We start from the raw sequence: 20,005 nt of genomic DNA, 5'->3' as shown, positions 1-20,005 counted from the left end.
GAACCCGAAGGTTTTTTGCACAGTTTTTCGGGTGGTGGTGCCTGTACCTACCCGGCGGACCTCCTGGGTGGAAAACACGCCGCGTACTTCGGCCTTGTGAGCCGTAGCGGCTGGCGCGTGCGCCGCAGGGCGCGTGTTTCCCGTGGTCTTTTGGCCGGACATGAAAAATCCTCGCTCGTTATGTGGCGGAAGCCATCTCCGCCAGGATCTGCTTTGCCGCCACAAGCGGATCAGGGGCGGCAATAATGGGTCTGCCCACGACAAGATAGTCTGCCCCGGCGGCGACAGCCTGCGCAGGAGTCATGACGCGGCGCTGGTCATCCGCCACCGAACCCGAGGGACGGATGCCGGGGCAAAGGCACATGAGGGATGGGCAGGCAGCCTTGATATCCGCAGCCTCATGGCCGGAACAGACCACGCCGTCCAGCCCCCAGCTCTGCGCATTCGTGGCGAGGGTGCGGGCAAAATCCGGCAGGTCGGCGCTGATGCCGGGCATTTCACCCTGGGCGAAGCTTGTCAGCACGGTAACGCCGAAAAGCAGCGGACCCTTGCCGGGCAAGCTGCAAACAGCTTCGCGCGCGGCACGGCACATGCGCTCGCCGCCCTGGCAGTGCAGGGTAAGCATGTTTACGCCCACGCCCGAAGCCGCCTTGACGGCCTGAGCCACGGTGTGCGGTATGTCGTAAAATTTAAGATCCAGAAAAATACTGTAGCCCAGAGCGGCCAGCTCTTCAAGCAAGGGCGGTCCGGCGTGGGTGAACATCTCCATGCCCACCTTGCACCAGGGCGCGGTTCCCGCCAGCGTGCGGGCAAGGGCGAGGGTTTCCTCCCTGCTCGGCACATCAAGCGCCACCATGAGCTGTGGAACGATATTTGCGCTTTTCATGATTTGATCCGGTTCGTGGCGTCAATAAAATAAACGCGATTGCTGTACGGGCATGGTTGCCCTTCGGGCAGCGGCTCAGCCGCGCAGCACAGTTTCCGACAGGTCGGGGTTGCGGTCGGGAGCAAGGCTCGCCGCCACAAAAACCGAGCGCAGCTCATCATAGGCCACGTCCAGGTCATCATTGACCACAAGGGCGTCATACCAGCGGGCTTCAAGTATTTCCTGCCGGGCATTGGCCAAACGGCGCTCAATGGTTTTTTCATCGTCCAGGCCCCGGTTGCGCAGGCGGCGTTCAAGCTCGGTCATGCCGGGCGGCAGTATGAAAACAAAGACCGCCTCAGCCAGCGAAAGCTTCAACTGGGCCGCACCCTGCACGTCGATGTCAAAAAGCAGGTCCTGCCCAAGGCGCAGTTTTTCCTTCACCGGGGCCAGAGGTGTGCCGTAAAGATTGCCGTGCACCTCGGCCCATTCGGCAAAATAGCCCTCGTCGCGGCGCTGTTCAAATTCTTCACGGCTGATGAATATATAGTCCTTGCCGTCCACTTCGCCTTGCCGGGGCTGGCGCGTGGTGCAGGAAACAGAGTAGCCCAGCAGGGGAAAAGCCCGCAGCAGGCGTTGAACCAGTGTTGTTTTTCCAGCCCCGGAGGGGGCGCTCAAGACCAGGGCAATGCCTTGTCGGGGCATCAGATTCCTTCCTCTTGCGCAAAGCGCTGACTGATGGTTTCAGGTTGTATGGATGAAAGAATGACGTGGTTTGAATCCGTCACAAGGATGGAGCGCGTTTTGCGCCCCTGGGTGGCGTCGATGAGCCGCCCCTGCGCGCGTGCGTCTTCCCGCAAGCGCTTCATGGGGGAAGACGCGGGGCTGACAATGCCTACAACCCGGCCCGCCAGCACATAATTTCCGAAACCGATGTTGATGAGTCGTTCGCGAGACATGACCTATTCCAGATTCTGGACCTGCTCGCGGCATTTTTCCAGTTCATTCTTGAAGTCTACGACAAGGCGCGACAACTGCACATCAGGCAGTTTGTTGCCGCATGTGTTGATTTCGCGAAAGCATTCCTGAAGGGTAAAATCGAGGCGGCGGCCCGCGTCGCGTCCCGCCTGCAAGAGGTCGTGCAGCCGTTCGAGGTGGGTTGAAAGGCGGGTAAGCTCTTCACTCACATCCAGGCGGTCGGCAAGAACCACAATTTCTTGCAAAAAGCGGCCTTCTTCAAGTTCTTGCCCGTTCTGCGCCAGAGCCTCGCCCAGACGCTCGTGCATGATATTGGCGCGCTCTTCCTTGATGGCCGGCGCACGTTCTGCGATAAGACCGGTCCATTCTTCCATGCGCAGAATGCGTGAGTGCATGTCTGTGGCCAGGGCGCGCCCTTCGGCAGCGCGGGCCTCGTTCCAGTCTTCAAGGGCGAGGGCCAGCCCATCTTCAAGGCTGGTTGTCACATCCTCATCCATTTCTTCGCTGGTGTCGTTCCAGAGCGAGGGGATCTGCATAAGCGCGCTGTAGTCCGGGGCGAAATCATCGCCACGGGCCTGGGCCAGATCGTACAGGCTGTCAAGCATGGCATTGGCCTGCCCGGAGTCAAAGCGCGCCACGGGAACTTCGCCGGGGGCGTATTGCAAGGTCAGGCTTATGTCTACCCGTCCACGCGAGGCGAAGCGGCGAACGACCTTTTCAAGGCGGGGTTCGAGGCTGCGCACGGGCAGGGGGAGGCGCCACTTGAGATCAAGATGGCGGCTGTTGACGCTTTTGACTTCCCATTGCTGGATCGTACGGGTGTTTTCAACGAGGCAGCGGCCAAAGCCGGTCATGCTGCGGAGCATAGGTTCCTTCCCATCTATAGAGTATTGGGGCGAGTGTAGAGCAAGCACTTGACGAATGCAAGAAAGCCCTTGGCATGCCGGGCCAAGGGCTGAATGTTTTTCAGGTAATCCACCGAATTACCCGGGCGCTGCCTGTTGTTCGCAGGCCCTATGTGCCTCAGGACAGGCCGCCAGCGCCGCCGGTGCCGCAACCGCCCGAGGAGCAGCCCCCCGCGCCGCAGGTGGGCATACCTTTGCCCATGGGCCGTACCGGGCCGGGCTTGTAGGGGAAGGCCCCGGTTTTGAGCGGACTTGGAACGCACATCTGCCTTTCGGTGGCTGCGCCGCATTTGGGGCATGCCGGAGATTCGCCGCCAAAAACCAGCTCTTCAAATTTGTTTCCGCAGGCAGTGCAGACAAAGTCAAACATGGGCATACTGATACTCCTGAAGCATTCTTTGATTAGACCTCGATGGGCTGCATCAAGGCCGTGTTGCGCCGTGCAGACCGTGCCGCGCAGGGACTTGCCCTGGGCAGTGCCTGCATATATAAACATAAATACGCTCAAGGCAAGGGCGCCATAAGGCCGCCATGCCGGGCGCAAACCGCTTTTCGGGCATTGTTTTATGCAGGCCCGGAACCGCAGGAGAAATATTATGAAAAAAATTCTGGTATTGGCCGGTGATTATGTAGAAGATTATGAAGTGATGGTGCCTTTTCAGATGCTGCTCATGCTCGGCTATGACGTGCATGCCGTATGCCCCGGCAAAAAGCCCGGCGATGTGGTACGTACCGCCATTCATGACTTTGAGGGCGATCAGACCTACTCGGAAAAGCGCGGCCATAACTTTGCCATCAACTTTGACTTTGACAAGGTAAACACTGCCGACTATGTCGGGCTGGTGGTTCCCGGCGGGCGGGCGCCCGAATATCTGCGCCTGAATCCGCGTATTCTTGAAATTGTACGCGAATTCAACGCGGCCGGAAAGCCCATTGCCGCCGTCTGCCATGGCCCGCAGATTCTTGTTTCTGCCGGTGTGCTGAAAAATCGCACCTGCACTGCCTATCCCGCAGTAAAGCCTGATGTGGTGGATGCCGGAGCCACCTGGGCCGAATTTAACGAAACCTTCACCAACGCCGTGGTGGAGGGCAACCTTGTGACCGCCCCGGCCTGGCCCGCGCATCCTGCGTGGATTGCGGCCTTTGTCAAGCTGCTCGGCGCAAAGATCAGCATCTAAAGCAGGCTGCACCTGAAATGCCTTGTTGGGGCGGAGGCTGCGTCTTTTGGGCATAACATGACCCCAATGTCACATTGTCCCAGGGCTGTTTTACACCGGGTAAGACCCTGGCATTAAGTATAAAAAAGACGCCCCGCGAAATTTCGTGGGGCGTCTGATATTTCATGCGTCGGCAAGGGGGGAGAGCAGGTGCCGGGGAGATCAAGGCTCTAACGGCTCCACGATCAATCCCTTGTCTGTCAGTTCCACTGGCCGCACGGGCAGAAGTCCGGCACGCGGCGGAGCGGAAGCGACGTCTTCTGTGGGGGGCGCCTGCCGTGGGCGCAAGAAGCAGGCCGCGTAATACTCGTTGACACCTTTGATTTTTTTGCCGCCTGTTTGAGAGCCGTTCCGCATGCTGCCGGAGGTGTCCGCAGCCAGCAACATGCGCGGCAAGGCCATCTGTGCCATGAGAAATTCTCTTTGCTTCAGGGCAACTGCCTGCCGCACCCTGGCCGCGCGCTCCAGCTTGAGCGCGTGGGGAATCTGCCCTTCAAAGCGTTCCGCTGCGGTTCCGGGACGCCGCGAGTACGGGAAAACATGCGCGTACCCGAGGGGCAGGCGGGCAACAAGCTCCAGAAGTTCCCGCACATCTTCTTCGGTTTCTCCCGGAAAACCCGCGATAATATCCGCGCCAAGCCCCATGACAGGCCAGTGGGCTGAAAGCTCCTTCACTGCGTCCTCCAGCATGGAGGGGCTGTAGTGTCCGCGGCCCATTTTTTTAAGCACGTTGCGGCTGCCGTGCTGCAAGGATATGTGCAGGTGCGGGCAGAGCATGCGGCAATGGCGCAAAATATCCAGGGCGCGCGCGTCAAGCTGTCCCGGCTCCAGAGAACTGATACGAAAGCGGGCCTGCCCGGCAAATTCCGGCGCCAGCGCCGCATCAAGGGTGCGCAGCAGGCTCCAGAAGTCTCCCGTCTGCGCGTCCCGTCCGTATTGTCCCAGGTTGATGCCGGAAATCATGATTTCCACATGGCCCGATTCCAGCAAGCGGCGGGCTTCGGCCAGCACCTGCTCTACCGGGCGGCTGCGGGGCTTGCCCCGCGTGAGCGGCACGATGCAGTAGGTGCAGCGGTGGGCGCAACCATCCTGCACCTTGAGTACAGGCCGGGCGCGCTTGAAGGTAGAGATGTTGAAAGACGGAAAACTGCTGGCGGTTGCTGCGCTTGTGGCCGTTCCCATTGAGCTTGAAGCATGCTCTTCAGCTTTCGGCGGGTTGATTTGCTCCACCCCGTGAAAAGGAACGAGCAACGGAACACTGCCGGACAGGGGAGAAGTTTTTTCGTGCTGTGCAGGCCGCGTCGCCAAGGCGGCAGCGCCGGCCATCTGCCCGAAAGAGTCCGGGCCGGGTAGATCGTTGCCCCATGGGCCTTGCAGCAGCATGTCTTTATGTTCCTGCGGAACCAGCAGGTCGGGAGCGGCCCAGGTGGCTCCCGGCCGGGGGCGGTAATCAGCGAACAGGCGCGCCGCGCAGCCAGTGAGTATCAGGCGGGCGTCCGGCGCTTCACGTCGCAGACGAAATACCGCATTGCGGGCGTCTCTTTCGCCTTTGGCCGTGATGGCGCAACTGTTTACGCAGATGACATCAGCCTCGGCTGGGCTGGAGCATTCCACGCCGCCCAGGCCCTGCCATGCTTCACGCAGGGACTGTGTTTCGTACTGATTGACCTTGCAGCCGAACGTGATCAAAAAGAAATTCCAGACAGACATGGCGCTGGTGTACGCAAAAGCGCTTGCCTTGACAAGCGGAGCGCGGGTAGGCTTGATATATGAAGTGTCATATAAAAAAACTATCCGCCTTTCTGATGAGTTGCGCTTTGCTTCTGCTGACAGCCGCCGATCTTTATGCCGCCACGAATCACAATCTGCCCGTTTCTGATGCCGGGGCCATGTGGCAGGACAGCCCTTTGCCCGCGGGCTTTCGAATGCCGTGCGCCAGCGGTCCGGCTGTGGAGCAGGGTACGTGGCCGGAAGGGCAAATGGGCGAGCAGTATGATGCATTGCCGGAAGGCCTGGATGACGCCGCGCGGCTGGATTTATACTGTCTGCGGGCCTCTTATCCGGAAATTGCCGGACTGGTTATGGACAGCAACGGCCTGTGGCTGCTTGTGAATGGCGGCCGCCGTGTGCTTTATGCGCAACATGCCGACAGCGGAGCGGCATCGAGCCATGCGAATTCCGTCCATGACGAAAAAGGTTGGGCCGTGGATGTGCGCACCAGTATGGCAGAGACGTACCCCCTTGAACCGGAGCGGCCGGACACGCCCTACGGTGTTTCGCCGGGGCGGCGGCGCTCCTATGATCTTTTGGGTACGATTTACGGGCAGAATGCTTCTGAGGTGGGCAGGCAGGTCCGTCAGACAACGCTGCTCGGGCAGGCCCTGCGCCTTTCTGCTCCGGCAGCCCGAGCGCTGGCCCGGGCCGATGCGCGCCTTGCCGTTGCCGTACGTGAAGAGGCGCATTTAAAAGACTATCTGAAGGTGGACGGCGGGTTTGTGTGGCGGCGCATAGCGGGTGAAACGCGACTGAGCCCGCATGCTTACGGCATTGCTGTGGACTTGAGTCCACGTCTGGCTCCGTACTGGCGCTGGAGCAAGCTGCGCCCCCACCCCATGCAGCGCGGATATCCTTCCGCCATTGTGGATGCTATGGAACAGGCGGGGTTTATATGGGGCGGCAAATGGCATGAATATGATATCATGCATTTTGAGTACCGGCCGGAAATTATCTGCAAGGCGCGCCTGCTTCAGGCACGGCGCGGGCAGGGAAGCGCAGATGATGGCCCGGCGCATGCGGCCGGTACGGCACGTTCTTCGGCAGATTGATTCTTTTGCCTGCTATTCCTTGCTTTTGTCGGTGGTGAGCAGCAGGACGGCCCCAAGCACCAGCGCGCCGCCGAGCCAGCCCAGCGGGGCAAAGCTTTCATCCCAGAACAGCCATACCCACAACGTGCCGAGCACGGGTTCCAGATGACAGGTCACTGCGGCCCGCACCAGGCTGATGCGTTTAAGCCCCATCCCGTAGCAGAAGTAGGCAAGGTAGCATGTCAGAAAGCCGAGAATAAAAAGCCAGCCCCATATCTGCGGGCTGTGATCCAGGTGGACAGGTTCAAAAAGCCCCAGGGCTACAATGCCGCCAATAAGCATGTAGCCGTAGATGGCGGCGATGGAGTAGCGCGCCTGCCACCAGCGGTAAAAGGGATAGTGCGTGGCGTAGCTGAACCCCGCCAGCAGGCCGCAGGCGATGCCGAGCATGGATGTTTCACCCGGAATGCTGCCGCCGGTAAAACACACCAGGGCTGTGCCGCACAGCGCGATTCCTATGGCCAGGGCCTTGCGTCTGGTGATGTGTTCACCGAAAAGCAGACGAGAGAAAAAAGCCACCCATACGGGCGCGGTGTACAGAAGCACCACTGCCGTGGCCCCACCGCTGAGCTTGATGGACATTTGCATGGCCGCAAAAAAAACGCCTGTTCCCCAGAGGCCGAAAAGTATGAAGATCAGGGCATCGCGGATTTTGACGCGCAGTGACCGGGTCAGGGCTGCGTGTATCAGAAAGCAGATACAGCCGATGGCGGCACGCCAGAAGGCCGTTTCCAGGGGCTGAACGCCACCGGCAATGCAGTATTTGGAAGACACGCCAAGCAAAGACCAAAAAAAAGCCGCGAACAGAATCCACACATACCCGCTGGATGTGCTGTTGCTCTGCAACAGCAGGCTGCCCTTGCTGCCCTCTTTCATGTCTGCTCCTTGGTGGCGTTTTGCGCCGTGCGCCTGCATTTGCCGCCTGCGGCGGCGACGACAAAACTTTTTATGCTGATTTTTTACGTCCTGCCGCGGCTGTTGCCGGTACGGGACGTTTTATTCTTATGCCGGATGTGATTCCTGCGGCAGGCCAAGGGCCTGCAAAACAAGGCCGGCCAGTTGTGTCTGGGAGTCCGGCATGGGCAGGTCATCCCAGGCCCGGCCCATAAGCCAGAGGGGAACGCGGCGCGTGGCTTCCGTATTGTCGTTGTGGCCGTGGTCATCGTCCATGCCGTGATCGCTGGTCACCAGGGCGGAATAGCCCTGCTTTTCCCATATGGGCAGCCAGCGGGCCAGCAGGCCGTCCGCGTGGCGGGCGGCGTCGCGGTAAGCGCGGCTGTCGGCCCCGCGGCAGTGTCCCGCATGGTCAATGCCCATTGAATGCACAAGCAGAAGGTCCGGGCTGAAGCGCTGGCACAGGCTTGCGGCATCGCGAAAAAGTTCGTCATCCGGATAAGCGTCATTGCTATAGAAAAGACCGTGAGCAATGGGCATGCCCGGCGCATGGGTCAGGCGGTCGCGTACGGCATCAAAAGGCGCGGTATTGCACAGTTCGCTCATCCAGTGGTAGGCCGCTGCCGCTGTAATGCCTCCTGCGTCCCGCAGGCGTGAACATATGGTCGGCGCGGGACACAGGCGGGCGTCATCGTTGTGCAGAATACCGCTCTGCGCCGGGGGGATGCCGCAAAGCAGTGTGGCGTAGGCAGGACGTGAAAGCGGCGGCAGAGGGGCCGTAAGCTCGGTATAGCGCGCCAGGCCCGCCTCTTCCAGCGCCTGTGGATAAGACAGGCAACGCCGGGCGGTGGCGGCGGTCAGGCCGTCCAGAAGCACAAATACCACACGCTTCATTACCAGTCTCCTTCCCCGGTGGGGCGCGGCCCGAAGTTCAGGGTGGGGGCCAACTGGCGCAATTGAGCGGCGGTAAGCCCGATGACATTGTAGTGCTCGCGCAGCCAGCGTAAATAGCTGTAAGTTTTTTGATAAAGAGCGTCCGCCGCTGCCTGGTCCGGGATATTGGGCGAACCACCGGGCAACATTTCCGAAGAATGCCAGAAAAGACTTAATACCCTGCCGCCGCGTCGCACAAGAAGCCTGGTGGCCGCCCGCATAACGGCGGAGCTGTGCCATACGGGATTGGGACTCAGGACCCCCCAGAAATGAAAGGAATCCACAAGGGGTTTATGTCGGGTAAGACCGTACCAGAGCCGGGCCAGAGGCGGATATAGCGCGACCTGGCTCACCGGGGATTCGAGCAGCCCCGGGCAGTCTTCAGGCCAGTAGGGATCCGTGGGCGCCAGAAAATGATCCGGCCCACCGGAAAAAACGCGCAAAGGGCAAACGGAACTGTCAAACGTAATGCCCTCTTCAGCCAGCAGGGGGCGCACGCTGGCCTTGAGGTCCCAGCGGCCCATGCGAAAACTGGTGAGGGGAGCGCCCTGAAAGTCGCGTCCGGTGTCCAGCAGGGTGCGCAGGCGTCGGCGCAGCAACTGTTGGGACATTTTGTCTGTGCGCTCGGGCGGCCCGCCATGCTGTCGGCTCGCGTCGCTTTCGCTGTCAGCAGGCGGAGGGGTGCTCCAGTGGTGCAGGTGCGCCGCTATTTCGGCCTGACAGTGGTCGCGCATCCAGGCCAGATGCGGCCTTGCTTCCGGGCTGGAAAAGACGGTATGTGCGCAAAACAGCGTGAGAGGAAAGCCCAGATCGTGCGTAAGAGGAGCCAGGCGCGGCAACAGGGCGACATTGCGCACGCCGCAGCCGTTTGATGCATAACTGCCTGAAAACAGGCCCTCTTCTTCCACATCAAGGCTAACAATGACATAAAGGTCGCGCCCGGTATCAGGCTGTGTGGCTGGCGTATTGGTCATTGGCCCATAGTAAGCTCAAGCGCGGTGCAAAGCAACGTGTGCGAAGCCGATATGCTGCTGTAAACCTGTCCGGCGCGACCTGCCGCGCGTTGTCGCGAACTGCGGGACAGGCCCTGGGCGGCTTTTGCATGCCGGGTTTCGCATGACGCGGAAAATCCGCCTCTGCTTCCCCGCTGTAATGGCAGTACGGCTGCATTGCCTTTTGCCGGACAAGGCATGTTCCGCAGGGGGCTGTATGAGATGCGATGCAGCGGGGCTGCCGGGAAAGCGGCCGGCAAGTGCCGGGGTCGGTATGGTGGATTTTCTGTGGAGACTCCCCGGAAGGCGCGCTCTTGCAAATGGCGTTGGAATGCATAAAATTGGCCAGCCGTTCATGGGGGCGGCACAGTCCGCTTCCCTGCCGGGCGTAATGTGGTGAAGAGGTGGGGTGCCCGCCATACTGCGCCGATATAAGGAGAATCATGTCCACACCGTTGCGTGTTCTTTTTCTGATGGAAGATCTTTGCTACGGCGGCACACAGCGCCAGACCCTGGAGCTGGCCCGTCGCCTGGACAGGCAAAAATTTACTCCGGTCATGCTTACCCTGACCGGCCCTACAGACCTGGACGCAGCCGCCCGCGAGGCTGGAATCGAGTTGCACCATCTGGGCCGCGGACGCCGCGTGTCTCCCGTGTTTTTCTTGCAACTGGCTGCAACTCTGCACAGGCTCAAGCCCGGCATTATTGTACCCTGCACGGCCCTGCCCAATATCTGGGGCCGTATCTGGGGCCGTATTTTGCGTCTATGTGGCGGGGGCGGCACAGGCCCCCTGGTGGTAGGCACCTGCCGTGGGGGCGGAGGCCCGGCCCGGCAGCACGAAAAATGGCTGTGGCGGCTTACGGATCATATGGTTTGCAACTCTGAAGCATTGCAGAATATTTTATTGGGTTTCGGCGTGCCGCAGGCGCGGCTCAGCTATATTCCCAATGGCGTGGATACGAATTTTTTTTCGCCGTCCAGTCCCGCTCCGTCGCAGAGGGATCCGGTTATCCTCTGTGTGGCCCGCCTGGCTGGAGACAAAGATCATGTAACGCTTTTGCGGGCCTTTGAGCTGGTATTGAAAGCTCATCCGGCAGCCCGCCTGCGGCTTGTGGGCGACGGGCCGGAAGAGGCTGTGCTGAAGCAGTGGGCTGCTACGCATGCGGCGGGCAACAGTGTGGATTTTGTTCCAGGCGGTCTTGATATGCGTAAGCATTACGCGGCGGCGCGTATTTTTGCCTTGTCGTCCGTGCGTGAAGGGCAGCCCAATGTCATTCTTGAGGCCATGGCCTGTGGCCTGCCTGTAGCTGCCACTGCCGTCGGGGGTATCCCCCGCCTTGTGGAGCAGGAAGTCAGCGGGCTGCTTTCGCCTGCGGCAGATGCGCAAACCATGGCCCGGCACTGCTGCCGTTTGCTTGATGACAGCGCTTTATGCGATGCTATGGGCCTGGCCGGAAGGCAGCGGGTTGAACGGGATTTTTCTTTTACCGCCATGGTGGATGCCCATGAGGACGTTTTTAGCCGCCTGAATCTTACGACGTAGGTTTTGGCGGTCAGGGTCTGCGCGAAAATTCGCGTTTTCCGGCGTGGCGCGCCTTGTCTGCCTTGTGGCGAGCACCAGAAAAAGCGACTCGCTGCACGGGCTTCGGCTTTGCCCGGAAAGCCGGGCGCATTTTCGCGGCAGCACACCAATCCAGGAATATTGCTTATGTGGAATAGTGAAAATATATGGAAGTCATGCGCGTCCTTGCCTCAAGCGGTCATTGCCGGTCGCAGGCATGCCGCTCCCGGTGTAAGGGCGGGGCTGCGGCTTTGCGCACTGCTGGTTTGCGCTGCCCTGCTTGTCCCAGGGACTCCGGCAGCGGCTCATGGTCAGGAAACGCAGCAGTCTGCGGCCGCCAGCGCAGCCCCAGGCGGGGAGGGGGGGCGGGAGCCTTCCGCTCAGGAACAGCCCGAAACCCTGCCGCCGGAGCTTGCTGAAGGTCCTGTGGAAGTGAGGGAATTGTGGACAGGCTCACTCTATTCGTCCACCTATAAGGTGGGCCTGTGTTTTTCCGCCGACGGTAAAGTGCGGGGCGTGGTGCATTTGCGCCTGTACAACGGCAAGGTAGACGTGTACCACATTGTGGGCAGCGTCCAGAATAACGAAATACAGGCGCGCCATTCTTCTGGTCATACTTTTAAAGGGCGGCTGGTTTCGGCCAACAAGGTGGAAGGCGTCATCAAGCTGAAAAGCGGCATGAAAGTACGCCTTGAAGGCACCCGCACCCATGATGTTCCCCTTGCCCCCGAAAACTGCGCACCCCTGCCGCAATAGGCATCAGCGCGCAAGAGCGCACGCGGCCTGTGAGGCTCCGGGCCGCCTGTTAACGTGAAGGAGAAACTATGTTCTGGCTCTGGTTTGCGCTGGCAGCTTTAAAATGCTTGCTGCTCTACGTTCTGGCCCGGACCGGCCAGGCCCTGCCGCGTCGGGCGCGGCTGGACGATGCGGCCAACCGCGCATTGCCCGAAGGCCGTTGGCCCGTGGTCGGCATGATCGTACCCATGGCCGGTGCCGACAAGCGTATGTCCGCCGCTGTGCGCAGCCTGCTCCTTCAGAACTATCCCCGTTATTTTCCCGTGCTGGTCACCGCCACTGCTGACGAACCGGCTGCGGACCTTGTGCGGCAGATCCAGCGGGACTATCCTCACGCGCGGCACGTGGTGGCCGGACCGGCTCGCGATTGCGGCCAGAAAAACCACAACAGTCTTTGTGGGGTAGCTGCAATCAAAAACAAGGCTGATGTTTTTGTTTTTTGCGACAGCACCCATATGGCCCGGCCGGATTTTATGCGTCATCTGGTGGGACCGCTTGCCACCGGCGAGGCTGAATTTTCTACAGGCTACCATGTGGTGAATCCCACTGACCATCGCCCCGTGACCCTGGCATATGCCCTGTGTGTTCTGCTCATGCGTCTTTTACAGGCTGTTTCGTCTTTTACCCAGCTTTGGGGCGGGGCCATGGCCATGACCCGTGAGGCATTCGGCAGATATGCTGTGGAAGATTTGTGGGCGCGCAACGTGGTGGACGACTGTTCGCTTTCGGCCCGTCTGCAAAAGCTGGGGGTTCCGGTGCGTCTTTGCCCCGGCGCGCTTCTGCATACCGAGGCCGGCAGGCATGAGCGCCATGTCTGGCGGGCCTGGATGGACCGGCAAGTGCTCTTTCTCAAGTTTTGCATGCCCATACAATGGATGTTGCTGGGCTTTATGGGCTTTGTCATGGCTGTACCGCCTCTGGTCGCCGCCTGTATTCTTCTGGGCGGGCTGCTGCATGTGAGCAGCGGCCTGGCTGTGCTGCTGGCGCTTTTGTGGATAGTCCTTTTGTCTGTGATCCTGCACTTGTGGCGGGGGCTGCTGCGGCATTCCATTTCATTTGCCCGCTGGTTTCTGAGCTTCTTTGATGCGGTAGCCATGTTTGTTTTGGTTTACATCCGCAGCTTGCCTGCCCGGAGTATTGTGTGGCATGGCTTGCGTTACGTTGTGGGCCGGGGCGGCACTGTGCGGCGGGTGGAGCGGCTTTTTTAGGCTGGTTCCGGCCAGCTTGTCCGGCGTTGCGAGCCTGCTTGTCCGGTGCTGCGAGCCAGGGCCGCAGGGTGTTGCAGGTTTGTGATTGGGAATATGTCTTTGACATACGCCGGTTTCGCCCTATATAATAATTCGCCCGTTTTTGGGTAAAAGGGCTGGCGTATTCCCGCATGGGCAGGAAGCGCGTAACAGTCCGCATGAGGCGGTGTCGGCTCGGCTTGTCATGCCGTGTCCGGCGTAACAGTTCAGGGATATTCTTACAGTGGTTTTGCCATGATTGCCATGTCCGACCTTTTTCGCGTCAGCCTGCGTCAGGTTGTACGCCAGCGCGGCTTCGGGGTGATACTGTCCATCGCCCTGGGCATCACGGCCTTTATTGTTCTGGCCGTGCTCGGGCGTGAAATACGCTATAAAGTCGGGCAAGATATGGTGCTTATGGGCGGGGTTAACGTCATCCGCGTCTATATGGATGATGCCCAGTATCCCGGCCAGCCCATGCGCGGATTTTACCCTGAAACCGTAGAAGCCCTGAGCCATCTGCCCGGGGTTTATATGGTGAGCCAGAATATACGCGAAGGAAAAGGCTTTGCCCTGCGCGGTGCTGGTGAGCGCGTTATCAATGTGGGCTTTATTGGCATTGACCAGTATTTTTCAGACGTATTTTCTCTGACCCTGATCACCGGGCGGCTCATGGATGCCAACGACGTGATCGGCCACAAGCGTGTCTGTATGCTCGGCCGCGAAGCCGCGCAGGATCTCTACGGAGATGCAGACGCGGCGGTGGGCAAGCTGCTTTTTTTGCAGCAGGATGTTTTTGAGGTAGTGGGAGTGGTCAGCGGGGTCATGCTTGGCAGCTGGTCGCAAGGGGGCTTTTTGCCCTATACTACCATGATTGACAGAAATTGGGCCGGCGACAAGGTTACGCGGCTTTTTGTACGCGCTATCGGCTGGCAGGATGTGCCGCCTCTGGTCAAGGAAATTCCTGAAGTTGTACAGGAGTACCAGACTGCGCCCTACCTTGTGGTGCATACGCAGGATGACCAGCTGGCGCGTATTCAGGATACTTTTTTATGGGTTGAAGTGCTGCTTTGGCTCGGCATCGCCGCGTCGCTCATGCTTGGCGGCTTCGGCATATGGTACGGCACGTTTGCCGCAGTGCGCGCCCGCACCCGAGAGGTGGGGCTGAAGAAGGCCATGGGCGGTTCCGATTCGGACATTCTGGCCCAGTTTCTTGCCGAGGCCTTGTGCAAGTCTGTGGCTGGCGGTGTCTTAGGCATTGCCTTGGGCATTGCGCTGGTGGAAGGAGGCTCCTGGTCGCTGGGTACGGGTATCTCTTATTCCCTGCTTTTAGCCAGTAGCCTGGGCAGCATTGTTTTTTCCGCAGTCATCGGTGTGGCGGGAGGCCTGTATCCGGCCATCCAGGCCAGCCGCATGGACGTGGTCACGGCTCTGCGCTTTGAGTAAAAATAGCTGGCGGCCCAGCCCAGACCGCTGCTGCGGCGGCCCGGGCCGTTTATGGACAGGGTGATTCATGGCTCCTGTTATTGTCGCCAAAGATTTGTATAAGTGCTACGCTGGCTTCTCGCCGGTGTTGCGCGGCGTGAATATTGAAGTGGAGGCGGGCGAGATGGTTGCCATTATGGGACCGTCTGGATGCGGCAAATCCACCATGCTGCATGTGCTCGGCATGTTGCACGCGCCCGATTCCGGTTTTCTCGAAATTCTCGGCAAAGACGTGCTGCATCTGGACAGAGAGCAGACCGCAGCCTTCAGGCGCGGAACCATGGGCTTTGTCATGCAGTCGAGCAACCTTTTTGACCACTCTACGGTGTTCGAAAACGTTGAATTTCCGCTTATTTATGAGCGTGTCCCCCCACAGGAACGGTGGGAAAGGGTCATTCGCGCCCTGGAGCTGGTACGTCTTTCGGCCAGGGTACACTACCGCAGCAACCGCCTTTCGGGCGGTGAACAGCAGCGTGTGGCTATTGCGCGCGCCATGGTCAACAGCCCCCGCATACTGCTTGCCGACGAACCTACGGGTGCACTGGACGCCAAGACCAGCCGTCTTATCATGGATAACTTCCGCAATCTTTGCCATACGGGTGGTGTGGCCATGGTTATGGTGACCCATGACCCAAAGATGGCGGAGTTCTGCGACAGCGTGTACACGCTTGAAGACGGTATCCTGCATTGCCGTAAGCGTGAGGTACCGCGTATTTCCGTTCAGGAAACGTATAACCTGCTGTCCGGTGCCAGGCCGGTGGTGCGTGGCGCGCTGGTGGCAGAGCGTTTTCCTGAGGCTTCCGGGCAATGTCTTATGACCGAAGCGCACCACATGCACGCTTCCGGCCTGCTTTCACGTATTTACGCCATTCGCGATAACGGCCTTCTGGGCAGTCCGGAGGGCTACGCCCTGCCGCTGGCTGTGCGCCGTATCGGCGCCTGGCGCATGCTTGGCGCTTATCTTGCCATGTTCCGTCATATGCGTGGCGCCTCAGCCAATCTCTGGGGCCTCTGGCGTGCATTGCCCGGTCGAGGCCGCTGGGGGAACTGGCTATGGGACCATCTGCGCTCTTTCGGTTCCGGCGCTCTGCTGGCCCGCTGGGGCCAGGAAGAAAATATTGAGATTTTTTATGCCGCCGGAGCTCACGGTCCGGCTACGGCTTCATGGGTGGCCTCCCGTTTGCTGGATGTGCCGTATGCTTTTGCCGTACGTTCGCACGACCTTGCCAGCCCCGGCCTTAACTGGAAGGCAAAGGTCGATGATGCGGTTTTTGTGCGCTGCGATACTGAAGCTTCCCGTCAGGCCATGCGCGAGCTTATGCCCGAAGTGCCGGAACACAAATTTGTCGTGCTGCGTGACCCGCTTACGCTAACTCCCCCGGATGATGATGCCGAACAGGCTGCCGAGGGCGACGACGCTGTCGCCGGGTTGAATATTCTGGCTGTGGGTACGATCAGTCGTCGCAAGGGCTATGACACTCTTTTGCGCGCCTGCGCGGTGCTGAAAAACAAGGGTGTCGACTTCACACTCAGAATCGTGGGACACGGGCCGGAGCGCCTGCGTCTGCGCTGGCTGGCCTGGCGGCTTGGCTTGCGTGGCAACGTCCTTTTTTCGGGGCGTATTCCCCATGAGAACATGCCGGATTTCTACAACAAGGCTCAAGTATTCGTAGCTCCGGGCCGCAAAACGCGGCAAGGAGATATGGACGGGCTGCCCTCGGCTCTGGTGGAGGCTCTGGCTTTCGGACTGGCCGTTGTTGTCAGCGACTTGCCGGGGCAGACTGAAGCCGTGACTGACGGCCGTAATGGGCGCGTTGTGGCGCAGAATGATGTGGACGCTTTGGCCGGGGTACTTGAAGATCTGGCTTCAAGTCCTGCGGAGCGGCGGCGGCTGGGCGACGCTGCGCGCCGGGAGCTGCCTGCGTTTCTGGACGAGGAGGGCGTTGAGGCCCGAATGAGTGCGTTTTTTAAAAAGGCGTGCCGCAAGCTGTGAGCAGCATCTTGTGCGTCCGCATCCTGAAACGGAAGTGCCATGAATTTTGATAAGGTGCATGTGCTGGTAGTGGGCGACGTGATGCTTGACCGCTACATTGCCGGGAGTGTGGGGCGAATATCGCCTGAAGCTCCGGTGCCTGTGCTTGGAGTGAACAAACGGTGGTTCGCACCGGGCGGCGCGGCCAACGTTGCCCGCAACCTGGTGCACCTTGGCGCACAGGCCACACTTGTGGGCCTTTCCGGTATTGATGAGGCCGCCGCCGATCTGCGTCGGAGCCTGGAGCAGGCCGGCATTGAACACCGCCTGATATCTTCCGGAGCGCGCAGCACCACATGCAAGACCAGAGTGCTCGCCCAGGGGCAGCAATTGCTGCGGCTGGATGAAGAGCGTTGCATGCATCCGAACGGGGATGAGCTTGAGGCCCTGCGTCAGGCGGTGTTTGACACGCTGCCTGATTGCCGTGCAGTGATCCTTTCTGATTACGGCAAGGGTGTTTTGCTGGAAAACGCGCAGGGCGAAAACCTGTGTCGCGCTGTTATTGACGAGGCCCGCCGCCTGGGCGTGGCTGTGCTGGTGGACCCCAAAGGAACGCAGTGGGGCCGCTACGCGGGCGCGCATTGTGTAACGCCCAACAGACAGGAATTTGCTCTCGCCTGTGGCAGAGACCAGAATGTACCGCTGGACAGGGCGTTGAGGGCAGAACTGGCAGACCGTCTGCGGGAGCGTCATGCAGTTGAAAGAGTACTGCTGACCCGTGGCGCCAAGGGCATGGCCCTGTTCGGCCCGGATGCACCCCCCCGTTATATACGCGCCGCCATGCGCGAGGTTGCGGATGTTTCCGGAGCGGGCGACACTGTTATTGCCACGCTGGGGGCCTGCATCGGCAGTGGCCTGTCCTGGGAAGAAAGCATGGATGCGGCCAATGCCGCGGCCGGCGTTGCTGTGGGCAAAATGGGTACGGCCCCTGTAAGCATTACCGAATTGCGTCAGGCACTGCGTCAGGGCGCGGATAATCCCAAGCTTTATGCCTTGCCCGAGCTTCTTGAAAAGGTGGAAGACTGGCGGCGTAAAAATGAAAGCATAGTCTTCACCAACGGATGTTTTGACCTGCTGCATCCGGGCCATATTTCTCTTCTACGCCAAAGCGCGGCTCAGGGAACCCACCTTGTGGTTGGGCTTAATTCCGATGCCTCGGTACGCCGTCTCAAGGGACCAAGCCGTCCGGTACAAAACGAGCAAAGCCGGGCACTGCTTTTGTCCGCTCTGCACGGGGTGGATGCCGTAGTGCTTTTTGACGAAGACACACCACTGAACCTTGTCACCGCTCTGCGCCCTGATGTGCTGGTCAAAGGCAGTGACTATACTGTGGAAACCGTAGTGGGGGCGGATGTGGTGCTGGCTTCGGGCGGTCGCGTTTATCTGGCCGACCTTGTGCAGGGGTGCAGCACTACCGGGATTGTACGCAAAATTGACGCTTCCGGCGAAAACAGCTCATCACGTTGAGCGGACTTGTCATGCAGCGAATTCTTGTGGCCGATGTGGGGGGAACCAACTGCCGGATGGGCAGCTTCAGGCTGGAAGGAACCTCGCTCACCCTGGAACGCTCTGCCCGGATCAGCTCTTCGGGGCTGGAGAGCGGGCAGGATCTGTTTTTTGCCCTGGCCGAAGGGCTACGACAACCGCCGGAACAGGCCGGAGCCGTGGTCATCGGGCTGGCCGGGCCTGTGGACGGCCAGAAAGGAAGCCTGACTAACGGTCGGCTGCGCGTTGACCTCGCAAAGATATCTTCGCTGCCGGATGCCGGGCGCTGCCTGCTGCTGAATGACTTTATCCTCCAGGCATATGCCACCCTGACCCCTCCCGGCGTCCAGGCACTCTATGTGGCTGGGCCTGCACAAAAAAATGACAAAGCCGCCGACGCCGTTTCTTTTGATGAAGGAGAGGGCAGTTGGGTAAAGAACGCACTCTCCAGAAAAATTCACGCTGTCATCGGTGCCGGAACAGGTCTTGGAGCCGCCAGCTTGCTGCTTTCGGAGCAGGGTAACCCCATGGCTGTTCCCAGCGAAGCCGGGCATGCTGCTTTCGCTTTTCTTGGCAAAGAAGAACAGGCCTACGGACGGGCTTTGTGCAACGGGCTGGGGCGGCCTTTTGCCAGCGCTGAAAACGTGCTTTGCGGGCAGGGGCTTTCCACACTGCATTACTATCTGACAGGCCGGATGCTGCATCCCTCACAGGTGGGCGATAGCGCGCTTTCGCGCGATACGCCCACCTTGCATTGGTATGCGCGTTTTCTGGGGCGGTTTTGTCGGGGATGGATATTGTCCACTCTTTGTCGTGATGGACTGTGGATTGCCGGAGGCGTGGCTGCCGCCAATCCTCTTTGCGTGCATTGCCCGTCTTTTTCAGAAGCCTTGTACGCTGGCTCGGGGGATGTATTGTCCCTGCTGCAATGTGTGCCCGTGCGTCTTGTAACAGATACCGACAGCGGCCTTTGGGGCGGCGCGTATGCCGGGCTGGCATTACTGCAGAACAGTGAATGTATGTAGACAGCTGTGCGCCTGTTGCAGGCATGTATATATATGTTCCAGCGGCTGTTTTTGATGTTCAAAAGAGATTGAATAAAATTTTTCAAAAAAAAGCGGGACATTGCTTGTAACCCTATGAATACTAGTGCTTGTTGAAGGTTTACAGCTTGACCTCTTTTAGTAAGTTTTATAACTTAGCAAATTCCTTCGATACATAGGCAGTAGTGCAGATGCAGGTGAGGCAGCAAGGCCATGTTTTGCGGCTCATGTTTGAGCTGTGCTTTGGTTTTTGCGCGCATGGCATGGCGGCAGCACGACAGCTTAAGGTGTGGTGGCTTTGCAGGCCTGCGGAGACGAAATGTGCTGGTCGGTCTGTGCGCGGTTTGTCGGGCTGAAAATTTTTTGCCGTTACATGACGGCAGCACATGTCCATTCTGTTGTTGCACGACGGCGTTGCCCTTAACCGCGGGGCGTATAGCCCTGTGAACGATTGTGTATTGTTTTGTGCGAACAGTTCGAGTGTTTTTGTTTTGGAGTAGCCTTGCGCGTTTTCCGCTGCATGAGAGATCAGAGGCATACCGGAACAGACTGCACGCGACAGTTTTGGTGACGTGTAAAAAATTTCTGATAGCCACCAGTCGGCAGGCCCTTGATGCCGCAACCCACGCCGCCGCGCAAGCCGGTGCAAAACCGGCCGTGCGATGGATCCGGTTGTCGGGTAGGCCAGGCTCAAGGTGCAGGATCTGGTGACGGAAGCAGGGCGCGTGC

Annotated in this window: 19 protein-coding genes; 9 read left to right on the top strand and 10 right to left on the bottom strand. The window is 59.5% G+C overall.

What is annotated here, in order from left to right:
• Window positions 1-178 precede the first annotated feature (178 nt).
• The 5 genes from pyrF to QZ377_RS09210 form a co-directional block, all read right to left on the bottom strand.
• Entirely contained in the window at window positions 179-886 is a 708-nt protein-coding gene (gene pyrF / locus QZ377_RS09230; RefSeq protein WP_291440867.1) for an orotidine-5'-phosphate decarboxylase, read from the bottom strand.
• 75 nt (window positions 887-961) lie between these two features.
• Window positions 962-1,570 carry a guanylate kinase gene (gene gmk, locus QZ377_RS09225; protein ID WP_291440866.1) on the bottom strand — a complete coding sequence of 203 codons (609 nt, stop codon included), beginning with the start codon at window positions 1,568-1,570 and terminating at the stop codon, window positions 962-964.
• Window positions 1,570-1,824: a DUF370 domain-containing protein gene (locus QZ377_RS09220; RefSeq protein WP_012625031.1), complete on the bottom strand. Its 255-nt coding sequence runs from the start codon at window positions 1,822-1,824 to the stop codon at window positions 1,570-1,572. The genes gmk and QZ377_RS09220 overlap by 1 nt, the downstream gene beginning before the upstream one ends.
• Window positions 1,825-1,827: 3 nt before the next feature.
• Window positions 1,828-2,709 (bottom strand): YicC/YloC family endoribonuclease, encoded by an 882-nt coding sequence (locus QZ377_RS09215; RefSeq protein ID WP_291440865.1) that lies wholly within the window; start codon window positions 2,707-2,709, stop codon window positions 1,828-1,830.
• A gap of 157 nt (window positions 2,710-2,866) precedes the next feature.
• The gene (locus tag QZ377_RS09210; protein ID WP_291440864.1) at window positions 2,867-3,244 is read right to left on the bottom strand and encodes a zinc ribbon domain-containing protein; all 378 of its coding nucleotides are present in this window, start codon (window positions 3,242-3,244) and stop codon (window positions 2,867-2,869) included.
• Window positions 3,245-3,344: 100 nt separating this feature from the next.
• On the opposite strand from QZ377_RS09210, the gene QZ377_RS09205 reads away from it, so the two are divergent.
• Window positions 3,345-3,926, top strand: coding sequence for a DJ-1/PfpI family protein (locus tag QZ377_RS09205; RefSeq protein ID WP_291440863.1), 582 nt, complete (start codon window positions 3,345-3,347; stop codon window positions 3,924-3,926).
• Window positions 3,927-4,127: 201 nt separating this feature from the next.
• Here QZ377_RS09205 and QZ377_RS09200 read toward each other — a convergent pair whose 3' ends face one another.
• Window positions 4,128-5,675, bottom strand: a complete 1,548-nt coding sequence (locus QZ377_RS09200) for a radical SAM protein (protein WP_291440862.1) — start codon at window positions 5,673-5,675, stop codon at window positions 4,128-4,130.
• A 107-nt stretch (window positions 5,676-5,782) separates the two neighbouring features.
• Here QZ377_RS09200 and QZ377_RS09195 point away from each other — a divergent pair, with 107 nt between their 5' ends.
• Window positions 5,783-6,790, top strand: coding sequence for a M15 family metallopeptidase (locus QZ377_RS09195; RefSeq protein WP_291440861.1), 1,008 nt, complete (start codon window positions 5,783-5,785; stop codon window positions 6,788-6,790).
• Between the two features lie 12 nt (window positions 6,791-6,802).
• Here QZ377_RS09195 and QZ377_RS09190 read toward each other — a convergent pair whose 3' ends face one another.
• The 3 genes from QZ377_RS09190 to QZ377_RS09180 form a co-directional block, all read right to left on the bottom strand.
• Window positions 6,803-7,705, bottom strand: a complete 903-nt coding sequence (locus QZ377_RS09190; protein ID WP_291440860.1) for an EamA family transporter — start codon at window positions 7,703-7,705, stop codon at window positions 6,803-6,805.
• Between the two features lie 126 nt (window positions 7,706-7,831).
• On the bottom strand, window positions 7,832-8,617 hold the full coding sequence (locus QZ377_RS09185) for an alkaline phosphatase family protein (protein ID WP_291440859.1): 786 nt from the start codon (window positions 8,615-8,617) through the stop codon (window positions 7,832-7,834).
• Window positions 8,617-9,630, bottom strand: a complete 1,014-nt coding sequence (locus QZ377_RS09180) for a hypothetical protein (RefSeq protein ID WP_291440858.1) — start codon at window positions 9,628-9,630, stop codon at window positions 8,617-8,619. Before QZ377_RS09180 ends, QZ377_RS09185 begins: the two co-directional genes overlap by 1 nt.
• Before the next feature lie 461 nt (window positions 9,631-10,091).
• Here QZ377_RS09180 and QZ377_RS09175 point away from each other — a divergent pair, with 461 nt between their 5' ends.
• The 7 genes from QZ377_RS09175 (at window position 10,092) to QZ377_RS09145 (ending at window position 19,258) form a co-directional block, all read left to right on the top strand.
• Entirely contained in the window at window positions 10,092-11,192 is a 1,101-nt protein-coding gene (locus tag QZ377_RS09175) for a glycosyltransferase (RefSeq protein ID WP_291440857.1), read from the top strand.
• Between the two features lie 165 nt (window positions 11,193-11,357).
• Entirely contained in the window at window positions 11,358-11,966 is a 609-nt protein-coding gene (locus QZ377_RS09170) for a hypothetical protein (RefSeq protein WP_291440856.1), read from the top strand.
• 68 nt (window positions 11,967-12,034) lie between these two features.
• Window positions 12,035-13,213: a glycosyltransferase gene (locus tag QZ377_RS09165; RefSeq protein ID WP_291440855.1), complete on the top strand. Its 1,179-nt coding sequence runs from the start codon at window positions 12,035-12,037 to the stop codon at window positions 13,211-13,213.
• A 282-nt stretch (window positions 13,214-13,495) separates the two neighbouring features.
• On the top strand, window positions 13,496-14,677 hold the full coding sequence (locus QZ377_RS09160; protein ID WP_291440854.1) for an ABC transporter permease: 1,182 nt from the start codon (window positions 13,496-13,498) through the stop codon (window positions 14,675-14,677).
• A 67-nt stretch (window positions 14,678-14,744) separates the two neighbouring features.
• Complete coding sequence (locus QZ377_RS09155) at window positions 14,745-16,709, top strand: glycosyltransferase (protein ID WP_291440853.1); 1,965 nt, start codon at window positions 14,745-14,747, stop codon at window positions 16,707-16,709.
• A gap of 39 nt (window positions 16,710-16,748) precedes the next feature.
• A complete protein-coding gene (rfaE2, locus tag QZ377_RS09150; RefSeq protein ID WP_291440852.1) occupies window positions 16,749-18,215 on the top strand; it encodes a D-glycero-beta-D-manno-heptose 1-phosphate adenylyltransferase in 1,467 nt (488 codons plus the stop codon).
• Window positions 18,216-18,226: 11 nt separating this feature from the next.
• Complete coding sequence (locus tag QZ377_RS09145) at window positions 18,227-19,258, top strand: glucokinase (protein WP_291440851.1); 1,032 nt, start codon at window positions 18,227-18,229, stop codon at window positions 19,256-19,258.
• Between the two features lie 166 nt (window positions 19,259-19,424).
• On the opposite strand, the gene QZ377_RS09140 is transcribed toward QZ377_RS09145, so the two are convergent.
• On the bottom strand, window positions 19,425-20,005 hold a 581-nt coding region (locus QZ377_RS09140), incomplete at its 5' end, for a hypothetical protein (RefSeq protein ID WP_291440850.1).

Source organism: Desulfovibrio sp., from assembly GCF_019424165.1.
In the GTDB taxonomy this organism is placed as follows: domain Bacteria; phylum Desulfobacterota; class Desulfovibrionia; order Desulfovibrionales; family Desulfovibrionaceae; genus Desulfovibrio.
Note: the sequence above shows the minus strand (reverse complement) of the source record. Positions and strands in the feature narration are given on the sequence as shown.

Excerpts from the sequence above, each read along its gene's own strand:
- pyrF (WP_291440867.1), bottom strand. The coding sequence starts at position 886 with ATGAAAAGCGCAAATATCGTTCCACAGCTCATGGTGGCGCTTGATGTG.
- gmk (WP_291440866.1), bottom strand. The coding sequence starts at position 1,570 with ATGCCCCGACAAGGCATTGCCCTGGTCTTGAGCGCCCCCTCCGGGGCT.
- QZ377_RS09160 (WP_291440854.1), top strand. The coding sequence starts at position 13,496 with ATGTCCGACCTTTTTCGCGTCAGCCTGCGTCAGGTTGTACGCCAGCGC.
- QZ377_RS09145 (WP_291440851.1), top strand. The coding sequence starts at position 18,227 with ATGCAGCGAATTCTTGTGGCCGATGTGGGGGGAACCAACTGCCGGATG.
- QZ377_RS09210 (WP_291440864.1), bottom strand. The coding sequence starts at position 3,244 with ATGTTTATATATGCAGGCACTGCCCAGGGCAAGTCCCTGCGCGGCACG.
- QZ377_RS09205 (WP_291440863.1), top strand. The coding sequence starts at position 3,345 with ATGAAAAAAATTCTGGTATTGGCCGGTGATTATGTAGAAGATTATGAA.
- QZ377_RS09200 (WP_291440862.1), bottom strand. The coding sequence starts at position 5,675 with ATGTCTGTCTGGAATTTCTTTTTGATCACGTTCGGCTGCAAGGTCAAT.
- QZ377_RS09165 (WP_291440855.1), top strand. The coding sequence starts at position 12,035 with ATGTTCTGGCTCTGGTTTGCGCTGGCAGCTTTAAAATGCTTGCTGCTC.
- QZ377_RS09215 (WP_291440865.1), bottom strand. The coding sequence starts at position 2,709 with ATGCTCCGCAGCATGACCGGCTTTGGCCGCTGCCTCGTTGAAAACACC.
- QZ377_RS09220 (WP_012625031.1), bottom strand. The coding sequence starts at position 1,824 with ATGTCTCGCGAACGACTCATCAACATCGGTTTCGGAAATTATGTGCTG.
- QZ377_RS09175 (WP_291440857.1), top strand. The coding sequence starts at position 10,092 with ATGTCCACACCGTTGCGTGTTCTTTTTCTGATGGAAGATCTTTGCTAC.
- QZ377_RS09155 (WP_291440853.1), top strand. The coding sequence starts at position 14,745 with ATGGCTCCTGTTATTGTCGCCAAAGATTTGTATAAGTGCTACGCTGGC.
- QZ377_RS09180 (WP_291440858.1), bottom strand. The coding sequence starts at position 9,630 with ATGACCAATACGCCAGCCACACAGCCTGATACCGGGCGCGACCTTTAT.
- QZ377_RS09185 (WP_291440859.1), bottom strand. The coding sequence starts at position 8,617 with ATGAAGCGTGTGGTATTTGTGCTTCTGGACGGCCTGACCGCCGCCACC.
- rfaE2 (WP_291440852.1), top strand. The coding sequence starts at position 16,749 with ATGAATTTTGATAAGGTGCATGTGCTGGTAGTGGGCGACGTGATGCTT.
- QZ377_RS09170 (WP_291440856.1), top strand. The coding sequence starts at position 11,358 with ATGTGGAATAGTGAAAATATATGGAAGTCATGCGCGTCCTTGCCTCAA.
- QZ377_RS09190 (WP_291440860.1), bottom strand. The coding sequence starts at position 7,705 with ATGAAAGAGGGCAGCAAGGGCAGCCTGCTGTTGCAGAGCAACAGCACA.